Below are 16,190 nucleotides of genomic sequence, written 5' to 3'. Positions count from 1 at the left end.
TCAGCTTTTGTACTGACCGCAGGCGTAGCACTGGCCGGCGGCCCTGGCAAGAAAATGGACGCTGGTTGCCCGGAAGCATGCCAGCAGCAGATCGATGATCTGAACTCTTCCCAGGCTCAACAGAACGAGCAACTGGGCGCCCACGGCAAGCAGTTGGAGAATCATGAGGGTCGCATCACCGCTCTTGAAAAAGATGCGTACAATGCATGGTATGGTCGTGTTGGCGTACGTGCCGCTTGGATGAGCCAAGATGTAGCGTTGTTTGATGGTAATAACAATTCAATTAACGAGTGGGACACTGATGCCGGCTTTGGCGCTGCTCTCGCTTTTGGCCGTCAGTTCGGTGATTTTCGTGTTGAGTTGGAATTGGCCAACCAAGGCACCGACTTGGATGAATTTAGCGAAACCTACGAGGACGGCAACAGAGGGAAAACTGAAGGCGACATCGATCTGACAACCGTAATGGTTAACGGTTATTACGAAATTCCGGTATATGAAGCTTTTTCAGTATACGGCATGGCTGGTATGGGCTTTGCCAAATACGATCTGGATGCAACACATACAGAAGTGGATGCAGATGGCGTTGCCGACCCTTTTTATGCGAATGCTGTTAATGGCAGCGACAACGTCTTTGCTTACAAAGCAGGCCTTGGCGTAACCTACAATTTCACCGAAGAAATGGCTGCCGATCTCGGGTACGAGTATCTCGGCGTTGCCGATACTGATCTGGCCGAGAGCATCAACGGTCACAACGTCGTAGCCTCTTTTCGTTACAAATTCTAATTTTTCCTGAATTAGAACGCGTTTTCCCCGACCGGGTTCGCCCTGGCCGGGGATTTTTTTTTGCTGAATCAGCTCCCATTCTCGTTCATGCCCCTACCGGCTGTTTACCGCCAGCCGTTTCCCCGCGATTGCTGCGGCAAGAATCAGGGCCATGCCCGCCAGCACTTGGCCGGACACCGGTTGCTGACGCACCAGGGCCACCAGCAACACGGCCAATGGCGGGGTGAAATAACTCAGAAAACCGATAATCGCCATATTGCCGCCGGCAACAGCCCGGTTCCAGAGGAAAAATGACAGCCCAAGCGGCACGCAGCCCAGATACACCGCCGACAGCAGGGCTGCCGGGGTGGGCATCGCATGGGGACCGGTGGCCACAAAGAGCACGGTCGACAGCAGGGCCGCATAGAGGGTAAAGGCGGTCATTGGCTCTTCCTTGGTTTTGCAGAGCGACAAGCCCACCGAAAAGCTGCTCCAGATCAATCCGCACAACAAGGCCAGGCCATAGCCCCACAAATGGCTGGATTGAAACGACAGGTCCTTGCCCGACGCAATCACCAGCCCCGCCCCCAACAGACAGACCAGAGCGGTCAGGACAATCCCTAATTTCAAACGCTTAAAGGCAAGCAGCGACGAAAACACCACAATCCAGAAAGACCAGGTGGTGGCAAGAATCGCCGCCTCGGCCAGCGGCGCCCGAGCCATGGCCTGATAATAGACGTAGTGGTAGAAAAAAATGCCCCACACCCCCAAAAGCGAGGTTTTCAAGTTTGGCAGGGCCAACCGCATGGATCTGGTGCGAACGACATCGATACCGTAAAGGAACAGGGCGGCGCTGGTGAAACTGTAGAACAACAGTTCTTCCGTTGACAAAACGTCAAGGCCCGAACCGGTCGCCGCCGGCAGACTAGCCCAACAGAGGATGGCGCCGACGGCGTACAGATAGTGTTGCATTGGACTCTCCCGAACAATGGATGGTAAAAAAACCTGGGGAGCATACTGCGAGCGACCGGGCATTTCTTGCACAAAAACAACATCCGGCGCAAAGATTGGGTACTGCGGTCAGGTTTGGCGGAGTTGCCTGCGGTAGGCGGCCGGCGTCAGGCCGTAGCGACGGCGAAAATTTCTGGTTAGATGGCTCTGGTCGGCAAAGCCTGCGCTCAAGGCGGCGTCGGCCAACGGCAAGCCTGCGGCGATCAGTCGCCGCGCCTGTTCCAGCCGCACCTGGGTCAGATAGCCGTGCGGCGTCATCCCCACCCCACCCTTGAACAGTCGCAACACGTGCATCTCCGAACATTGACCGATGCGTGCCAGGTCACCAAGGGTTACCCTATCCCGGTGGCGTGCGTGCAAAAAATCGACCATCCGTTGCAGGCGTGGGCTGTTCTCGGTTTGCGCGCTCACCGCCGGAATCGGCAATCGACACTGCTCAAGCAGTCGACCAAAGACGTGCAGAACCCTCTGCTCAATGTCCAAGCATTCAGCGCCGGTCATGATGGCCTGGTGCAGCGCCGCCACCTCCCGCCAGAGTCGGGGGTCGGCAAAAATCCGGCTGGGTGGTTGCGGCGGACGCAGCCCTGGAAGCTCAAGCCGCCGGGCCAGATCAGTAAAAAAAATATCCTCGAGATAGAGACTGCGCAGGTCGCGCCGACCGCCGCCGCAGGGGTGATTGGCGTGGACCACCCCGGCCTCGATCAGCGACACACAACCCGGTTGAAGAATTTCGCTGCGGCCCTTGACGCTGAAGTGCTCGCCGCTAGCGCTGTTCAGCCACAGCACCGCGCCGCTGTGGATATGGGCCCCAAAGGAAAAATCAGTGCGGCAGGACAAGGCTTCCAGGCCGGGCAGAGTGGCGCTGCGGTAGATCAGGCTCATAAGCTCATAACTGGCGCTCCCGCCAGAACCTAGCCCATGCGGCCAATCCCGGCAGCCACTGGACCCGGCCCCCGTGGGGATGCACCCATGCCAGCTGCCAGTGCTGGTGACGGCCATCAATCCACAGGTCGGCGGTCCAGCCAATCCAGCCAAACTCCGGCGGTTTGGGGCCCTGCCACAGGGTTTCCCACTGCAGCCAGAGCACCGGTTGCGGGTGGCGTTCGGCCCAGGCCGCCAGGAACGGTCGCAGCGATGCGCCTTTGTCGCGGAGATAAGTGGTGAGATAGGTGGTGTACAGCGCCACCGGGGCGTCGCGCAAGGGGCTGACGTGGGCGTTGAGAAATGGGAGCAGTTCGTCGGGCAGATCGGACCGGTGGACGCGCACAGGCGCCGGGCTTCGGTTGACCTGATGCAGGGCGGTTATCCCCTGGCGCAGCAGGGCCAAACGCTGCAGTTGATCGGCCCAGACAAAGGCGGCCAGGGTTTGCTCGTCGCGCGACGAGGCCAGGGCAAACGGGGCCAGATCGCAGCCCTGGCGAGACAGGATCAACGGTGGGGCGGTGGCGGACGGCGCAACAAAATCGCCCTCGCAGGCAACCACAAACTGATCTGGATCACCGGCGCCGAGTTCGAGCAGCGTGGCCCCGTTGCCATCACCGTTGTCGTCACCGCCGCGATCACCGGGTGCGCTGTCGGCGCGGGTCAGACGGTAATGCCGCTGGTCCGCAACCAGATTGAGCCCGGCGCTGGCGCCCAAATCCACCAGATGCATGGCCGGCCAGCCCGGATAGAGCGTCGGCAGCAGCCAGCAGAGCCCACGCCCGGTTTCGTTGGTCTGCACCGTCGCGGTGGCGATAAAGGCGGCAAGTTCGGTGCGCCGCGCCAGGAGAGCCTGTCGCAGGCAGTCGCTCAGATCTCCGGCGTCCAGAGGGCGCGCTCCGCCCACCGAAGGAAAAAAGCGGGCCAACGACTGAACCTCCGGCCGGCCGGCCAGGATCTCCCGATGCAGGCCCGCCAGCAGCAGCAACGGCACGTCAAAGGAAGATCGGGACGCTGCGGCAGCGAGCAGCCAGTCTGCCAGCGGATCCTCGCCCTGCCCCGTTTCCAGCCAGTCCGCCGCCAGCCCGCACAACCGGGCGGAAAGGGGCGAATATCCGGCGGCAAAGGTTTGTTGATTGCGGAATCTGCGGGCAAGTCGGAGCTGTAGGTCGTCTGTGGTCATGGCCTGAACCGAGCGAAATCCTCTGGTGGTGAATGGCGCTTTGTACCTCAACCGTTCCCAGAGCGCACCAAAATGCGTCAGTCGCGCACACTGACGATTGATTCCAAACTCCCCGCCGCACGCTGAAAACCATCTTTTGCTATGGTTTTCCGGCTTTTTATGGTACCTCACCAAGAGTGGCTGGCTGCACAACCGCGCCTCAGACGAAGTACTTCAGCGTGGTTGCTCCAAGAGCGGCCGCCCTTCCTGTCCTCCCTTGCCAATGGCCGCCATGACCCGCAACCATACGTTTATTGCGACGCTCCAGAAATACATGGAATCGGAACGGTTTTCCCTGCCGGTGTTCAATCCCGTTTCCCTGCGGATTCAGCAGGAGCTGGTCAAAAAAGAACCAAATTTCCGCACGGTGGAAAAGCTCATCAGCGGCGACCAATCCCTCTCCGGCAATATTCTTAAAATCGCCAATTCCGCCCTATACCGGGGGATGGCGCCGGTCGCCACCGTCAAATCGGCGCTGGTCAGGTTGGGGATGACGGAAGTCTCGCGGATTGTCTTTGTTGACGTCAACAAGGCCATGTTCAACTCCCGCGACGCCCAAATCGACGCGGTAATGAAGCAACTCTGGCAACACTCGCTGGGTGCGGCCTTTGCCGCCGGCATGCTTTCCAATCACCTCGATTTTGGCGTGATGCAACACGAGGCCTTTTCCGCCGGCTTGTTTCACGATATTGGCAAGCTGTTCATTTTGAAGATTATTTCAGAAAAAAAGCTTAGGAACAAAGCGCTCGTCGTCCCCGACGAACTGTTGTTGGAGGCCATGGATCTCCTCCATACGGAACAGGGCTGCCTGCTCCTGCGGCAGATCAACATGCCGGAAACGTTCGCAATCGTTGCCCGAGACCACGACCTGCCGGAGTTCGACCCGAACAACTACGTGCTGGTGATCGTGCGCATGGCCAATCTCATCTGCCGCCAGATGAACATCGGCCTGCTCCACGATCCTTCCCTCACCCTTCTCCGCACGCCCGAGGCGATCAAACTCAGACTGACCTCTTCCGAACTGGACAGCGTGCAAAAATTTCTCGCCACCACCTCTAGCCTGCTTTCGTGACCTTGCCGCCCCATCCAATCCGCCCTGCACACACCAGACACCACACACAAACCAACCGGAGGTCTGCAATCCCTGTCAAGCGGGGCTTCCCAAAGGCAGAGTGACGACAAAGACCGTCCACTGCGGGGCTTCGCTGGTCACCGTGATGCTGCCGCCGTGCAATTCGACGATCCGTTTGACGATGGTCAGGCCAAGGCCCGAACCGCCGTGGGCGGTGGCCCGCGATTTCTCGCAGCGATAAAATTGATCAAACACGCGCGCCCGGTCGTCAGAATCGATCCCGGCGCCGGTGTTGGCAAGGCGGAGCGCAATCTGTCCCTGGCCGGCCGAGCTCGGCTCGATCCGGCAGCGGATCTCGCCCCCGGGCTGATTGTAGCGGATGGCGTTGTCCAGCAGGTTGATGACTATCCGGCGCACTTTTTCCTGGTCGGCGTGGATGACGCATGCTCCGGCCATCTGGCTGGTGAAGGTCAAGTGCTGATCCTGCATCAGGGCTTGAAACTCAGTCACCACCGAAGCGACCAGCTCACCGAGGGAAAAAGTCTCTTTTTCCAGCACTTCAGACAACTCCAACCGGGAAAGATCCAACAGGCTCTTGACCAGCTGGCTGATGCGGGTCAAGGCCCGTTCCTGGGCCAGCAACTGATCCTGAAGCGGCAGCGGCAGGTGCTCGTCCTGCAGGGTTTCCTCCATGGACAGACGCAGCAGGGTGATGGGGGTTTTCAGCTCGTGGGAGGCGTTGGCGACAAATTCTTTTTGCCGCAGAAAGGAATACTGAAGCCGATTGAACATCTCGTTGAGCGAGGCGGCCAGTTCGTCGATTTCATCGCGGTTGCCGGCAAGCGGAATGCGTTTTTCCAGGGTTTTTTCGGTGATTTCAGCGGTCAATCGGTTGATTTCCTGGACCGGCCGCAGGATCTTGCCGGCCACCAGATAGCCGACCACCACCACGGTCAGGACCGAGGCCAACAGGGCGCAGCCAATCATAATCGCCGACTCGATCGATTCTCCCACCAGGCTCTCCACCGGTCGGGCCACGTGCGCCTGATACCTGGCCCCGCCCACCGTCACCGTGAACACCCGGTTCCAGAAAGCTGCAGGCTCGTCGTCTTCATCGCTGTAAAAACTGCCCAGGGGAATCGTGGTGCGCACCAGATAGCCCTGATCGCCGGGTTGCATCGGCAGGGCGATTTTCCGCGCCATCTGCGAGGCAAAGATCTCACGTCCTTCCGCGTCGTACACGCGCGCCCAGTAGAGATGGGAGAACCGTTCCAAATCACGTGCAACCGGGCCGCCCTCGGCCTGCTCCCGGGTGAGTTCGTCGGTCAGGGTGTGGGCGCGGATCTCCAGTTCCTGATCAAGAAATTCATAGGGCGTCTCCAGTCCCCAGAAAAACACCACCAGGGACAGGACCGCGCTCGACGCCAACCCCGCGAAACTGATCCACAAGGTGATGCGGTTGCGGATCTTCACGCCTGCTCGTCCCTGGCCATGTAGCCCACGCCGCGCACGGTGACGATGATTCGCCCGGCCTGATCGTCGAGTTTCTTGCGCAAATTTTTAATGTGGACGTCAATATTGTTGGACATGGTGAAGGGGTCGAAGGCGTCGCCCCAGACGTGCTCGGCCATGTTGAAGCGGGAGATGGCCCGGTTGCGGTTGTAGAAAAGAAATTCGAGCAGGGAAAATTCCTTGGGAGTGAGATTGACCGGTTCGTTGCCGAGGGTCACGATCCGGGTGTTGGTGTCCACCCGGATGTTGCCGATGATCAGCGAGGAGCTGATCTGCTCATGGCTGCGGCGCAGCAGGGCGCGGATGCGGGCCAGCAATTCGGCCATGGAAAAGGGTTTGTGCAGGTAATCGTCGGCGCCCAGATCCAGCCCCTTGACCCGGTTGGCCACCTCGCCCTTGGCGGTCAGCATCAGCACCGGGATGGCCACGCCTTCGCCGCGCAACTCGCCGAGCACCGCAAAACCGTCTTTTTCCGGCAACATGATGTCAAGTACAATCAAATCGTAGGGATCGGTAAAAATCTTTTCCAGGGCCACCGCGCCGTCGCCGGCGGTGTCCACGGTATACTGCTGCTGCCGAAGGATCAGCGCGATCTGCTCGCACAACTCCGGCTCGTCGTCCACAATCAACACCCGCATCGTTTCTCCCTTGTGTTCTTACGCATTTCCTGCCGCGCGGTCCCCCCTTCTATACTCTGCAAAGATGAAGAAACGATGAACTTTGGCCCATGAAAGCGCTGTTCATCATTTCTTCATCGTGCCTGTGCTAAACATCGCGGCAACTGGAAGGCGTCGCCTTGCAGGCAACGACGAGAGCAGGCTGTAGGCAGAAAGCTGCAGGTCAGGAGTGCTCTCGCTCAACACACTGTATCTTCACCCTTTTACGAGAGAAAAGCCATGATAGTCTCACCGCAGCATTATCCCGTCGAATCACCGTCCTTTGAATGGGCCGTCAAATTGCGTCAACCCGTCTCCATTGTTGTGATCGCCGCCTGTGCAGCATTGCTGGCCACGACCCCGCTTTCCTGGCAGGGCGCCAGCCTGATCGGCTTGGCCCTGGATAGTCTGGGGTTTGTGTTGGTGGTTGTTGCCGCCTTTGGCCGCATCTGGAGCAGCCTCTACATCAGCGGCTACAAAGAGGATCGGGTCGTGACCGAAGGCCCCTACGCCATTGTCCGCAATCCCCTCTATGTGTTCAGTTTTTTGGGCGCGCTCGGCCTGGGTTTGGCCACCAGACACGTCGCGGTTTTGGCCGTCGTCGCTGCCGCCTTTATCCTCTATTATCCCCTGGTGGTGCTGACCGAGGAGCGCAACTTGCAAGGCAAATTTGGCCAAGTCTATGGAGACTACGCCAGCCGGACGCCTCGGTTTTTTCCCCATCGGTTCCAACTGGTTGAGCCCGACGTCTATCCGGTGCGGCCACGGCACGCGCGGCGCTCGCTGCAGCAGATCATCCTCTTCTTCTGGGCGTATCTCATTCTCCACCTGGCGGCCGTGTTTCAGCAGGGCGGCGGGTCGGCACACTTGCCTATCTTCTGAAGCGGAGCAATAATCGTGGACACCCCGCCCCCTGCTGTGGAATAACCTCGGCAGGGGGATCGGCCCCCGCAGGCCTCCAGGATGTGAGGCAGAGGGAACCCATGGTTGACGTGTCCATTCTCAATTTTTCCGTGTACAGCGGCCTGTTTCTGGCCGCATTTCTCGCCGCCACCATCGTGCCGATGCAGTCCGAGGCGGTGCTGGTTGGCCTGCTGCTCACCGGCGACTATCCGGTTGCGCCGTTGTTGGCCGTGGCCAGTTGCGGCAACATTCTCGGCGCCGCGCTGAACTGGCTGCTGGGCCGATCCATCGAACGCTTTCGCGGTCGCTCCTGGTTTCCGGTGCGCGAATCCCGCCTCAACCAGGCCCAGTCCTGGTATCAACGCTACGGCAAATGGTCGCTGCTGCTCTCCTGGGCGCCAATCATCGGCGACCCGCTCACCGTGGTTGCCGGGGTGATGCGCGAACCTTTTCCTCAGTTTCTGTTGATTGCCGGCGGCGCCAAGGTGCTGCGCTATCTGGCCTTGACCGGGTTGACCCTGGGCTGGCTGCGCTGAATGGATTTGCGACGCCTTGAAACCAAAGAACGAGAGATGGCCGGCAACCGTAACCCGGATGAGCCTGCGGAATCCGGGGGGGATGTGACGTGATGTGATGTGATGTGTTCCCGGATTCCGTTGCACTCCATCCAGGCTACAGGTTGGGGAGCGGGGTCACTTTGACGAGGTTTTGCGGTGCGCATCATGCCTCGTTTGATTGATAAACGGCGCATTACAACCGCTCGAGGAAACGAGAACCGCCGAGTTTGCCCATGTGGGCGCTGATCCATTGGGCGCGGGCGAGCAGATAGGGAGAAGGCCGGTCGGCGTGGAGCCGACGGGGGCTGGGGAGAACGCCGGCCAAAAGGGCAGCCTCCTGGCGGCTGAGACGATCCGGCGTCTTACCGAAAAATTCGGCGGAAGCGGCGTGAACACCGTATATGCCGTCGCCGAATTCGGCAATGTTGAGATACATTTCCAGAATCCGCTCCTTGGACCACAGCGCCTCGATGCACAAGGTCAAACCGACCTCCAGCCCTTTGCGCAGGTAACTGCGGCCGCTCCAGAGGAAGAGATTTTTGGCCGTCTGCTGACTGATGGTGCTGGCCCCGCGCACCTTCTCGGAAGTACTGTTGTAGTCGACGGCGCGGCTGATGGCGTTGAAGTCAAAGCCCCAGTGATCGGGGAAGCGCTGATCCTCGGCGGCAATCACCGCAAGCGGAACATGCGGGCTGATCTGCTCGCGATCCACCCAATGATAACGCAGCGGCGGAACCGCGCTGCCGGCCAGCAAACGCTCGACCTGGCGGATGGCCATGAAACTGCTGCACGGAACCGGCAGCCAGCGCAGGGCGACAATCGCCGCCAACGGCAGCAGCAACGCGAGCACGATCAGCAGCGTCAGCCGCCGAATCGCGGCGCGCAGGAGACCCCAAACGCCCCGACCGCCGCGTTGCTGCGGCGGTCGGGAAGAACGCGAAGGGTGCGAAAAGCGGCTCATTGCCGGCAAACCGGCCAATAAGCAGGCAACAGTCGAAGGGGAATCCGCATCGTGGTTTATTGCGCCGGTCCAGGGGAAGGCGACGCTTCGACTGGCGGATTGACTGGCTGGGTTTGCTGCGCAGGGGTAGACAACGGCTCGGGTGAGGTCGCAGGCCCGGCCGGTTCAGCGGTCGCATCAAGGGGTGCAATCGTGGTCGTATCCGGGGTCGCGCTTTGCTGCGGCGCAGCTGGTTGCTGCGCCTTGGTCCGCACCAGTGAGGCGCGGGCGGCGTTTTTCAACTCCTCGATCTGCCAGCCGTCGATGCGCAGCAACTGTTCCTGGTTGGACGCCTTGACCACATAGCTGTTGTCGGCAGGCTGCGGCGGTTGCGCATCCTCCGGAGCCGCTTGCCCCTCCGGTTTCTCCGGTTTCGGAGGCTGGCCAACCAGATAGTCGATTTTGACGCCTCCCTCGAGTTCCACCGTGTATCGCAGCACCGGAGTGTCCAGGCCATATTCCGGCTTGCTCTCCTTGCCCAAAATAGCGCTGATTGACAGGCCGGTCAACCGTTTGACCAGGGCGTCGCGGCGCTCCTTGACCAGTTCCTCATCGGGCTTGATATCCGCCGGTTGCAAACCGTCCTGGGTGCGCTCCAGGTGCAGGTTGGGCAAATCCACACGGGTCACCTGCTCGGGCTTGAGACGCAGGATGCCGGCGTCGATCCAGTTGTCGACCTGGAGTTCCAGTTCGTTCGGCGTCAGGGGCATGGCCTGGATGTCGGCATCCTTGTCGGCGCGAAGATAGACCTTGCGCAAGCCCGGCGAGATTCCGAAGTAGACCACCGCCACATCCTTTCCGTTGGCGCGCAGACTCAGCTTGCGCTCGAACGTGTCCGGGGCCACCTTGAAGCGGGTCGACGCCTCCGCAGTGGTTGCCTCGGGCCAGCCGCGCTGCAGGCCGGCCAAGCGATCAATCAGACCCTGCACCCGCTCCGAGTCCGCCGGAAAGGCTCCCGAATCCGGCAGCAGCCAGCGGTCCGCCTCTTTCTTGAGCGCCAGCTTTTGGCCCTGCCCGTCTTCAAGCAGCAGTTCGTTGACCTCGGCGGCCTTCAGGTTGAGCACCGGCCCCTTGCTGACCTGGGTTTCGCCCGCATGACGCGCCAGATTGGTCCACACCGCCAAACCAGCCTGCGCCAGCGCCACAATCGCGCACATCACTATCCATCGTTTCATGTTCATATCCTCCCGGCTATCAGCAGTTGCTCGCGTCGTCGCGACCGCGCCCGCACAATCCGGCGCAGGCCCCAGACGGTCAACAGGCCCAAGCCCGCCAGTCCGTAGTTGAGATATTCCCAGATCATCCGCGCCTCCTGGCTCATTGGTAGGAGGGTGCGGGCAAAATGGCCGCGACCGCGGATGCTGAGCAGATCGCGATCCTCAAGCGACCAGTCGATGCAGTTGGCCACCAGCTGCAAGGGGTTGAGATAGCGCGTGCCGCCGGCTCCGGAGGCCAACTCCAGGCTGGTGTCGGCCAGGAAGGTGTTGGAGGCCAGCAGGATGATCCGGGCCGAATCCGGCGAACGCTCCAGCACCCGGCCGATGACCTCGGGTTTCTTGACCGCCGCCGGTTCCGCTGGTTGATCTTGCGCGGCATTGGCGTCCTTCGCCTCTTTGGCCTTCCGTTCCTGCTCGGCCTGCTTGCGGGCCTCCTCGATCAGCGGCGAGGTCTTGCCTTTGAAGCAGGAATCAAAACCGCCCTCCACCAGCACCGCCAGCAGCTGCCGGCCGCTAGCCTCGCCCTGGGCAAATCCGGCCTGACCAAAGCGCTCGAAATCAGGCTGGATGTCAATCGAGTCGGAGAGCCAGGAATCCTTGGAGCTTTCCAACAACCTCACCACCTGGCGTCCCTGATTCTTCTCGGCGTCCACGGCAATCGGCGAGGCCCAGGTCATGGACAGTTGATCGATGCCGGTAATCAGGCCGCTGGCCCGGTTCATGCCGTCGTTGCGGATGTCGATAAAGTACGGATAGTTGATCAAATGGGTTTCCTGGATGCTGTAACCGCCTGCCTGCCGCTCCACCGGCACCGGAAAGGCGGCGTTCTGGGTGTCGAGCACCAAATTGTGGCCCATGGAAATGCCGTAACCCGCCAACCAGTCTGCAAGTCCGCTCTGTTTGTCCGTGGCGCTGATCCGCCCCTGGAGGCTGACGTCAAAGGGCGAGGTGGCCAAAACCACGGTGCCGCCCTGCATCAGGAACTGATCCACGGCAAAGACCTGTTTTTCCTGCAGCCGCTCAGGCGCGACCACCACCAGGATATCCGCCTCCGGGTCCACCTGACCGGTGCTTAGGTCCACCGGCTTGACCCGGTGCTCCTGCTCGGCAAAGCGTTGCAGCGTCTGGAAGGTGTTGCCCTGATCTGGCATGCCAAACTGAGCCATGGAAGGGTTGGCCGGCGGCGTATACAAGGCCACGGTCTTGAGCATGCCCTTGGAAAAGCGCTTCATCGAGGCCTCAATCGCCGTTTTCAGGGCCGTCTTGTCCAGGGTGGACGGCAGGGCCACCTGCACCTGCTGGCCGCCGCTCTCCAGGGTCATGTAAAACCAGAAGGTGTCGGCCGAGAGCAAACCGGCCACCATCGGCTGCATGCCAAATTCCTTGTTCAAGCGGGCGGCCAGTTGTCCGCCGTCGGCCTCGGGATCGGCAAAGCTGGCGGTGAACTTGTCGCCGCCCTGCTGCTTCAGATCGGCCAGCACCATCTCCAAATTTTTCTTCAACTCAACCAGCGGCTGGGGCAATTTGGCCTCGGGCGAGACAAAGCCGTGAAAGACCACCGGCCCGCCAATGCCGCTAAAAAGATTGCCGCCGCCCTGGTAGCTGTACAACACCTTTTTGATCGCCCGGGTGATGTCGTGCTCGGGGTTGCGCAGTTCCACTTCCAATTTGCTGTCGCCCTCGCTCTTGACCTCGATAAGGTCCTGAAAGCCCAGGGTCACGAACTCGTCGCCGTACTTGATCAGGATGTTGAAATACGAGTTGGTGACCGCCGTCTGATAGCGGGAGGCAGTCTGGAAGGGCACGGGCCGGATGCCGTATTTCTCGCCGGCCTCCTGCTCCAGCTCGGGTTTTTCCTGGGGATCAACGAACTCGACCTTGACCTTACCCTTGCCAGCCACTTCGTATTCGCGCAGCAAGTCGCGCAGTTGCGGCTGCAGCGGGGCCAGCAGCGGATGGGTCTGGGCCGAGAAATAGCCGCGAATCAACATCGGCTCCTGCAAGCGATCCAGATAGGAGCGGGTGGCCGGAGAAATCGAATAGATGCGGCCGGAGGTAAGATCGGCGCGCAACGTGCCGATGGGGGCCAGCCAGAAATTGACCAGGAGAAAATTAGCGGCCAGCAGCAGGGTGAGCAGGCCCCAGCGCCGATGCGCCGGATTGGTGGGATTGCCGGCCCAACGCTGCCGCTCCAGGCTGTAGACGTTCAAGGAAAGAAAAATGCCGATCAGGCTGAGCGAATAGACCAGATCGCGCAGATCGATCACGCCCCGGGTGATGGCCGCAAAGCGCGAACCCGCGCCCAGCAGTTTGAGCAATTCGCCGCCTTGGTTGCCGAAAAATCCGGTCAGGGTGTCGGAGCCGAGCATATAGAGCAGGCTGCAGACCAGGGTGGTGACAATCAGGCTGACGATCTGGCTGTTGAACTGGGCGCTGACGCACAACCCAATGGCGATGTAGGCCCCGGCAAGAAAGAGGCTGGCCAGATAGCCGCCAAAGACCGGTCCCCAGTCGAGCTGACCGAGAAAACTCACGGTGAGCGGCAGCGGCAGGGTCAGGGCCAGACCGATGGCCACCAGACTGAGGCAGGCGACAAACTTGCCGCCCACCAGGGCCGGCAGGCTGACCGGCGCGGCCAGCAGCGGCTCCAGGGTCCCGGCCCGATGTTCCTCGGACCAGACCCGCATGGTGATGGCCGCGGAAAGAAAGATCAGCAGCAGCGGCGCCCACTCGAACATCGGCCGCACGTCGGCGATGTTGCGACTAAAGAAGGTCTCCACCCAAAAGAAGATAAACAGGGTGGCGGCCAGAAAGGCGCCAAAAAAGATGAAGGCGGCCGGGGTGGCAAAAAAGACGGCCAACTCCCGCCGGGCTACCTTATAAAACGCAGTCATTGTTCCCTCCCCGCAGCCATGTTGATCTCACTGAATATTTTTTCCAAATTGCGCGCTTCCGGAGCCAGGCTGAACAGCGGCCAGCCCTGACCGATGATTGCCTCAGCCGCCAATGGCGCGAGTTCACGGGCCGGCTTGGCGCCGGAGAGGGCAAAACACGCCTGCCCCTTTGCAGCGGGCATCGGCTCAACCTTGGCAACGCCTTCCAGGGCGCGCAACAGCTCCCTGGCCTCGGCCCGGTCGGTGACGACCAGCAGACGCTGGCCCGCGCTCAGGTCGGACAGGCGCGAATCCAGGGCCTTGCGGCCGTGCTGGATGATGATCACCCGGTCGCAGACCGCCTGCACCTCCTGGAGAATGTGAGTGGAGATGATCAGGGTGGCCTCCTTGGCCAGCTCGCGGATCAGACCGCGCATGTGCTGGATCTGGGTGGGATCCAGGCCGTTGGTGGGCTCGTCGAGAATCACGATCTTGGGCCGATGGAGAATGGCCTGGGCCACCCCGACCCGCTGGCGATAGCCGCGCGACAGGGTCCCGATCAATTGCCCGGCCTTGTCCATCAGCGCGGTCCGCTCCAGGGTCTCGACCAGCAGCGGTCCCATCTGCCCGGCGCTCACCCCGTGCAGGGAAGCGATATATTCGAGATACCCGGCCACGGTCATCTCCGGATAGACCGGACAGTTCTCGGGCAGATAGCCGATCATCGCCTGGATGGCGCGGCGGTCGGCGGCCATCTCGAGCTGGTCGACCTTGATTGCGCCGCTGGTGGGCTCCAGAAAGCCAGTCATCATCTTCATGATGGTGGTTTTGCCGGCACCGTTGTGGCCCAGCAGGCCGACGATCTCGCCGTCGCCGATGGCAAACGAGACGTCGTCGACCGCCTTGAGCGGCCCATAGGATCGGGTCAGATGTTCTACTTGGATCATGGATGGATCTCCTGAAGGAAACGAAACAGCCGCCGCAATCGATGGCGGCGGACGTGCAAGAAATCAGGCCGACCGGGGCGAGGGCCTGTTGCCTGAAAGGATGGAGACAAGGGATTTGCGGAGTGCGACACCCGCGACAACGACGCTGGAAAGGGATGATGCAAGGGGCATGACGCAATGACAGTGGCTGGAAATATGAAACAAATCCCTGCGTGTGATTCCGGCGCATACGATATGACCGCGCCGCCGGTTGTCAACCGGACCGGCAAGAAAATCTGGGGATCAGGAGGGTGAAACGCGTAGCCGGCAGCCGCGTCAGGGCCGCCCTGCCTTGCGGACACGGAAGGTGGTCAGCACAATGCCGGCGCAAATGAGGAGCACGCCCTGGGCATGATGCCAGGCCAGGGTTTCGCCGAGAAACAACACCGCCAGGATGGTGCTGAACACCGGCATAAGATGGACAAAGGGGCCGGCCTTGTTGGCGCCGATGGCGCGGACCGCCCGGTTCCAGAAAATAAAGGCCAACACCGAGGCAAACACCGCCACGTAGAGAATGGTCAACAGGGCGGCGGGATTGAGGGAAAAGGTTTTCCCAGCCTGCAGTTCCAGCAGATAGAGGGGTACGATGCCCGCCAGGCCGACAACCGTGATCGCCATCAGGTAGACCAGCGGATGGAGATCCGGGGGATAGCGGCGCAGGTTGGACGAATACAGCGCCCAGACTGCGGCGGCGGCCAGCACCAGGAGGTCGCCCCGGTTGAACGACACCTGCAGCAGGGTGGCCATGTCGCCCTTGGCCATGATCGACAACACGCCGACAAGCGAGACCAGCACCCCCAGACATTGGCGCGGGCGCATGGTCTCCCGGTAGAGCAGCCAGGAAAAAACCACAATCAGCACCGGAATGCAGGAGTTGACCAGCACCGCATTGATGGCGGTGGTGTGCTGCATGGCCAGGTACAGCAGGGTGTTAAACCCGGTGACGCCCAGCAGGCCCTGTAGCGCGATGAACCGCGCGTGATCGCGCACCAGCCGCCGCTGGGTCCAAAGCCGACGGTGGGCCAGGCACAGCAGAATCAACAGCGCCAGCGCCCAACGCCAGAACGACAGGGCCATCGGCGGTATAGCCGCGTGCATGCCCCGGCTGAGCACAAAATTGCCGGACCAGAACAGGGTGGTGAGGATCAGCAGGAGATACGGCATGCGGGGTGATTTCGGGTTGGAGTTGCGTTCGGGCTTCGGGGTCCGGTTGCAGGCGACGTGGAATGAAGCGCGGACATTCTACCGGCAACAGGATCAGGCTTCCAGCAAATAGTTGCCCCGAGCACAGACGCGCCGCCAGCGGCGGATCTGACCGCGGGTGGCCGGGTCGCGGGAATATTCTTGACCGAGGCGGCGGCTCTGGGTAAGAGCACGGTGTTGCCGTTGTCGCCAGGCCGCTCAGCTCCCCTGCCCCTTTGACTGCGAGACTCCAGCATGACGCCGCTTTCCGCACTGCTCCTCCGGGTTTTCGCCCCCTTTGCCGCCGGCTACTTCC

Annotated in this window: 14 protein-coding genes; 4 read left to right on the top strand and 10 right to left on the bottom strand. The window is 61.1% G+C overall.

The window, feature by feature from the left end; all coding sequences use genetic code 11:
- Nucleotides 1-783 (top strand): outer membrane protein (locus tag RCH93_RS07975; protein ID WP_306547820.1); only part of this gene is annotated, 783 nt, incomplete at its 5' end.
- Nucleotides 784-876: 93 nt separating this feature from the next.
- Here the strand turns inward: RCH93_RS07975 and RCH93_RS07970 are convergent.
- The 3 genes from RCH93_RS07970 to RCH93_RS07960 all read right to left on the bottom strand — a co-directional run bounded on the left by RCH93_RS07970 (nucleotide 877) and on the right by RCH93_RS07960 (nucleotide 3,877).
- A complete protein-coding gene (locus RCH93_RS07970) occupies nucleotides 877-1,734 on the bottom strand; it encodes a DMT family transporter (RefSeq protein WP_306547819.1) in 858 nt (285 codons plus the stop codon).
- Nucleotides 1,735-1,842: 108 nt separating this feature from the next.
- Nucleotides 1,843-2,655: an AraC family transcriptional regulator gene (locus tag RCH93_RS07965; RefSeq protein ID WP_306547818.1), complete on the bottom strand. Its 813-nt coding sequence runs from the start codon at nucleotides 2,653-2,655 to the stop codon at nucleotides 1,843-1,845.
- A 4-nt stretch (nucleotides 2,656-2,659) separates the two neighbouring features.
- Nucleotides 2,660-3,877, bottom strand: a complete 1,218-nt coding sequence (locus RCH93_RS07960) for a DUF2332 family protein (RefSeq protein WP_306547817.1) — start codon at nucleotides 3,875-3,877, stop codon at nucleotides 2,660-2,662.
- Nucleotides 3,878-4,148: 271 nt separating this feature from the next.
- Here RCH93_RS07960 and RCH93_RS07955 point away from each other — a divergent pair, with 271 nt between their 5' ends.
- Nucleotides 4,149-4,988, top strand: a complete 840-nt coding sequence (locus RCH93_RS07955; RefSeq protein WP_306547815.1) for an HDOD domain-containing protein — start codon at nucleotides 4,149-4,151, stop codon at nucleotides 4,986-4,988.
- A 75-nt stretch (nucleotides 4,989-5,063) separates the two neighbouring features.
- Here the strand turns inward: RCH93_RS07955 and RCH93_RS07950 are convergent, their stop codons facing one another.
- Together RCH93_RS07950 and RCH93_RS07945 are read right to left on the bottom strand one after the other, a co-directional pair.
- Nucleotides 5,064-6,461 (bottom strand): HAMP domain-containing sensor histidine kinase, encoded by a 1,398-nt coding sequence (locus tag RCH93_RS07950; RefSeq protein WP_306547814.1) that lies wholly within the window; start codon nucleotides 6,459-6,461, stop codon nucleotides 5,064-5,066.
- Nucleotides 6,458-7,138 (bottom strand): response regulator transcription factor, encoded by a 681-nt coding sequence (locus RCH93_RS07945; protein WP_306547812.1) that lies wholly within the window; start codon nucleotides 7,136-7,138, stop codon nucleotides 6,458-6,460. The genes RCH93_RS07950 and RCH93_RS07945 overlap by 4 nt, the downstream gene beginning before the upstream one ends.
- A 258-nt stretch (nucleotides 7,139-7,396) precedes the next feature.
- On the opposite strand from RCH93_RS07945, the gene RCH93_RS07940 reads away from it, so the two are divergent.
- Together RCH93_RS07940 and RCH93_RS07935 are read left to right on the top strand one after the other, a co-directional pair.
- On the top strand, nucleotides 7,397-8,038 hold the full coding sequence (locus RCH93_RS07940; RefSeq protein WP_306547811.1) for an isoprenylcysteine carboxylmethyltransferase family protein: 642 nt from the start codon (nucleotides 7,397-7,399) through the stop codon (nucleotides 8,036-8,038).
- A gap of 101 nt (nucleotides 8,039-8,139) precedes the next feature.
- A complete protein-coding gene (locus tag RCH93_RS07935; RefSeq protein WP_306547810.1) occupies nucleotides 8,140-8,595 on the top strand; it encodes a YqaA family protein in 456 nt (151 codons plus the stop codon).
- Nucleotides 8,596-8,809: 214 nt separating this feature from the next.
- Here RCH93_RS07935 and mtgA read toward each other — a convergent pair whose 3' ends face one another.
- From mtgA to RCH93_RS07910, 5 genes are all read right to left on the bottom strand, one after another.
- Nucleotides 8,810-9,577, bottom strand: a complete 768-nt coding sequence (mtgA, locus tag RCH93_RS07930; protein ID WP_306547809.1) for a monofunctional biosynthetic peptidoglycan transglycosylase — start codon at nucleotides 9,575-9,577, stop codon at nucleotides 8,810-8,812.
- Between the two features lie 56 nt (nucleotides 9,578-9,633).
- On the bottom strand, nucleotides 9,634-10,791 hold the full coding sequence (locus RCH93_RS07925) for a DUF4340 domain-containing protein (RefSeq protein ID WP_306547808.1): 1,158 nt from the start codon (nucleotides 10,789-10,791) through the stop codon (nucleotides 9,634-9,636).
- A gap of 2 nt (nucleotides 10,792-10,793) precedes the next feature.
- On the bottom strand, nucleotides 10,794-13,727 hold the full coding sequence (locus tag RCH93_RS07920) for a Gldg family protein (protein ID WP_306547807.1): 2,934 nt from the start codon (nucleotides 13,725-13,727) through the stop codon (nucleotides 10,794-10,796).
- The gene (locus RCH93_RS07915; RefSeq protein ID WP_306547806.1) at nucleotides 13,724-14,653 is read right to left on the bottom strand and encodes an ABC transporter ATP-binding protein; all 930 of its coding nucleotides are present in this window, start codon (nucleotides 14,651-14,653) and stop codon (nucleotides 13,724-13,726) included. The genes RCH93_RS07920 and RCH93_RS07915 overlap by 4 nt, the downstream gene beginning before the upstream one ends.
- 315 nt (nucleotides 14,654-14,968) lie before the next feature.
- Nucleotides 14,969-15,856 (bottom strand): DMT family transporter, encoded by an 888-nt coding sequence (locus tag RCH93_RS07910; RefSeq protein WP_306547805.1) that lies wholly within the window; start codon nucleotides 15,854-15,856, stop codon nucleotides 14,969-14,971.
- Between the last annotated feature and the right edge of the window lie 334 nt (nucleotides 15,857-16,190).

This window comes from Desulfobulbus sp. (assembly GCF_030824455.1).
GTDB lineage: Bacteria > Desulfobacterota > Desulfobulbia > Desulfobulbales > Desulfobulbaceae > Desulfobulbus.
The sequence above is the reverse complement of the archived record's forward strand: the minus strand, read 5'-3'. Positions and strand labels throughout refer to the sequence as shown.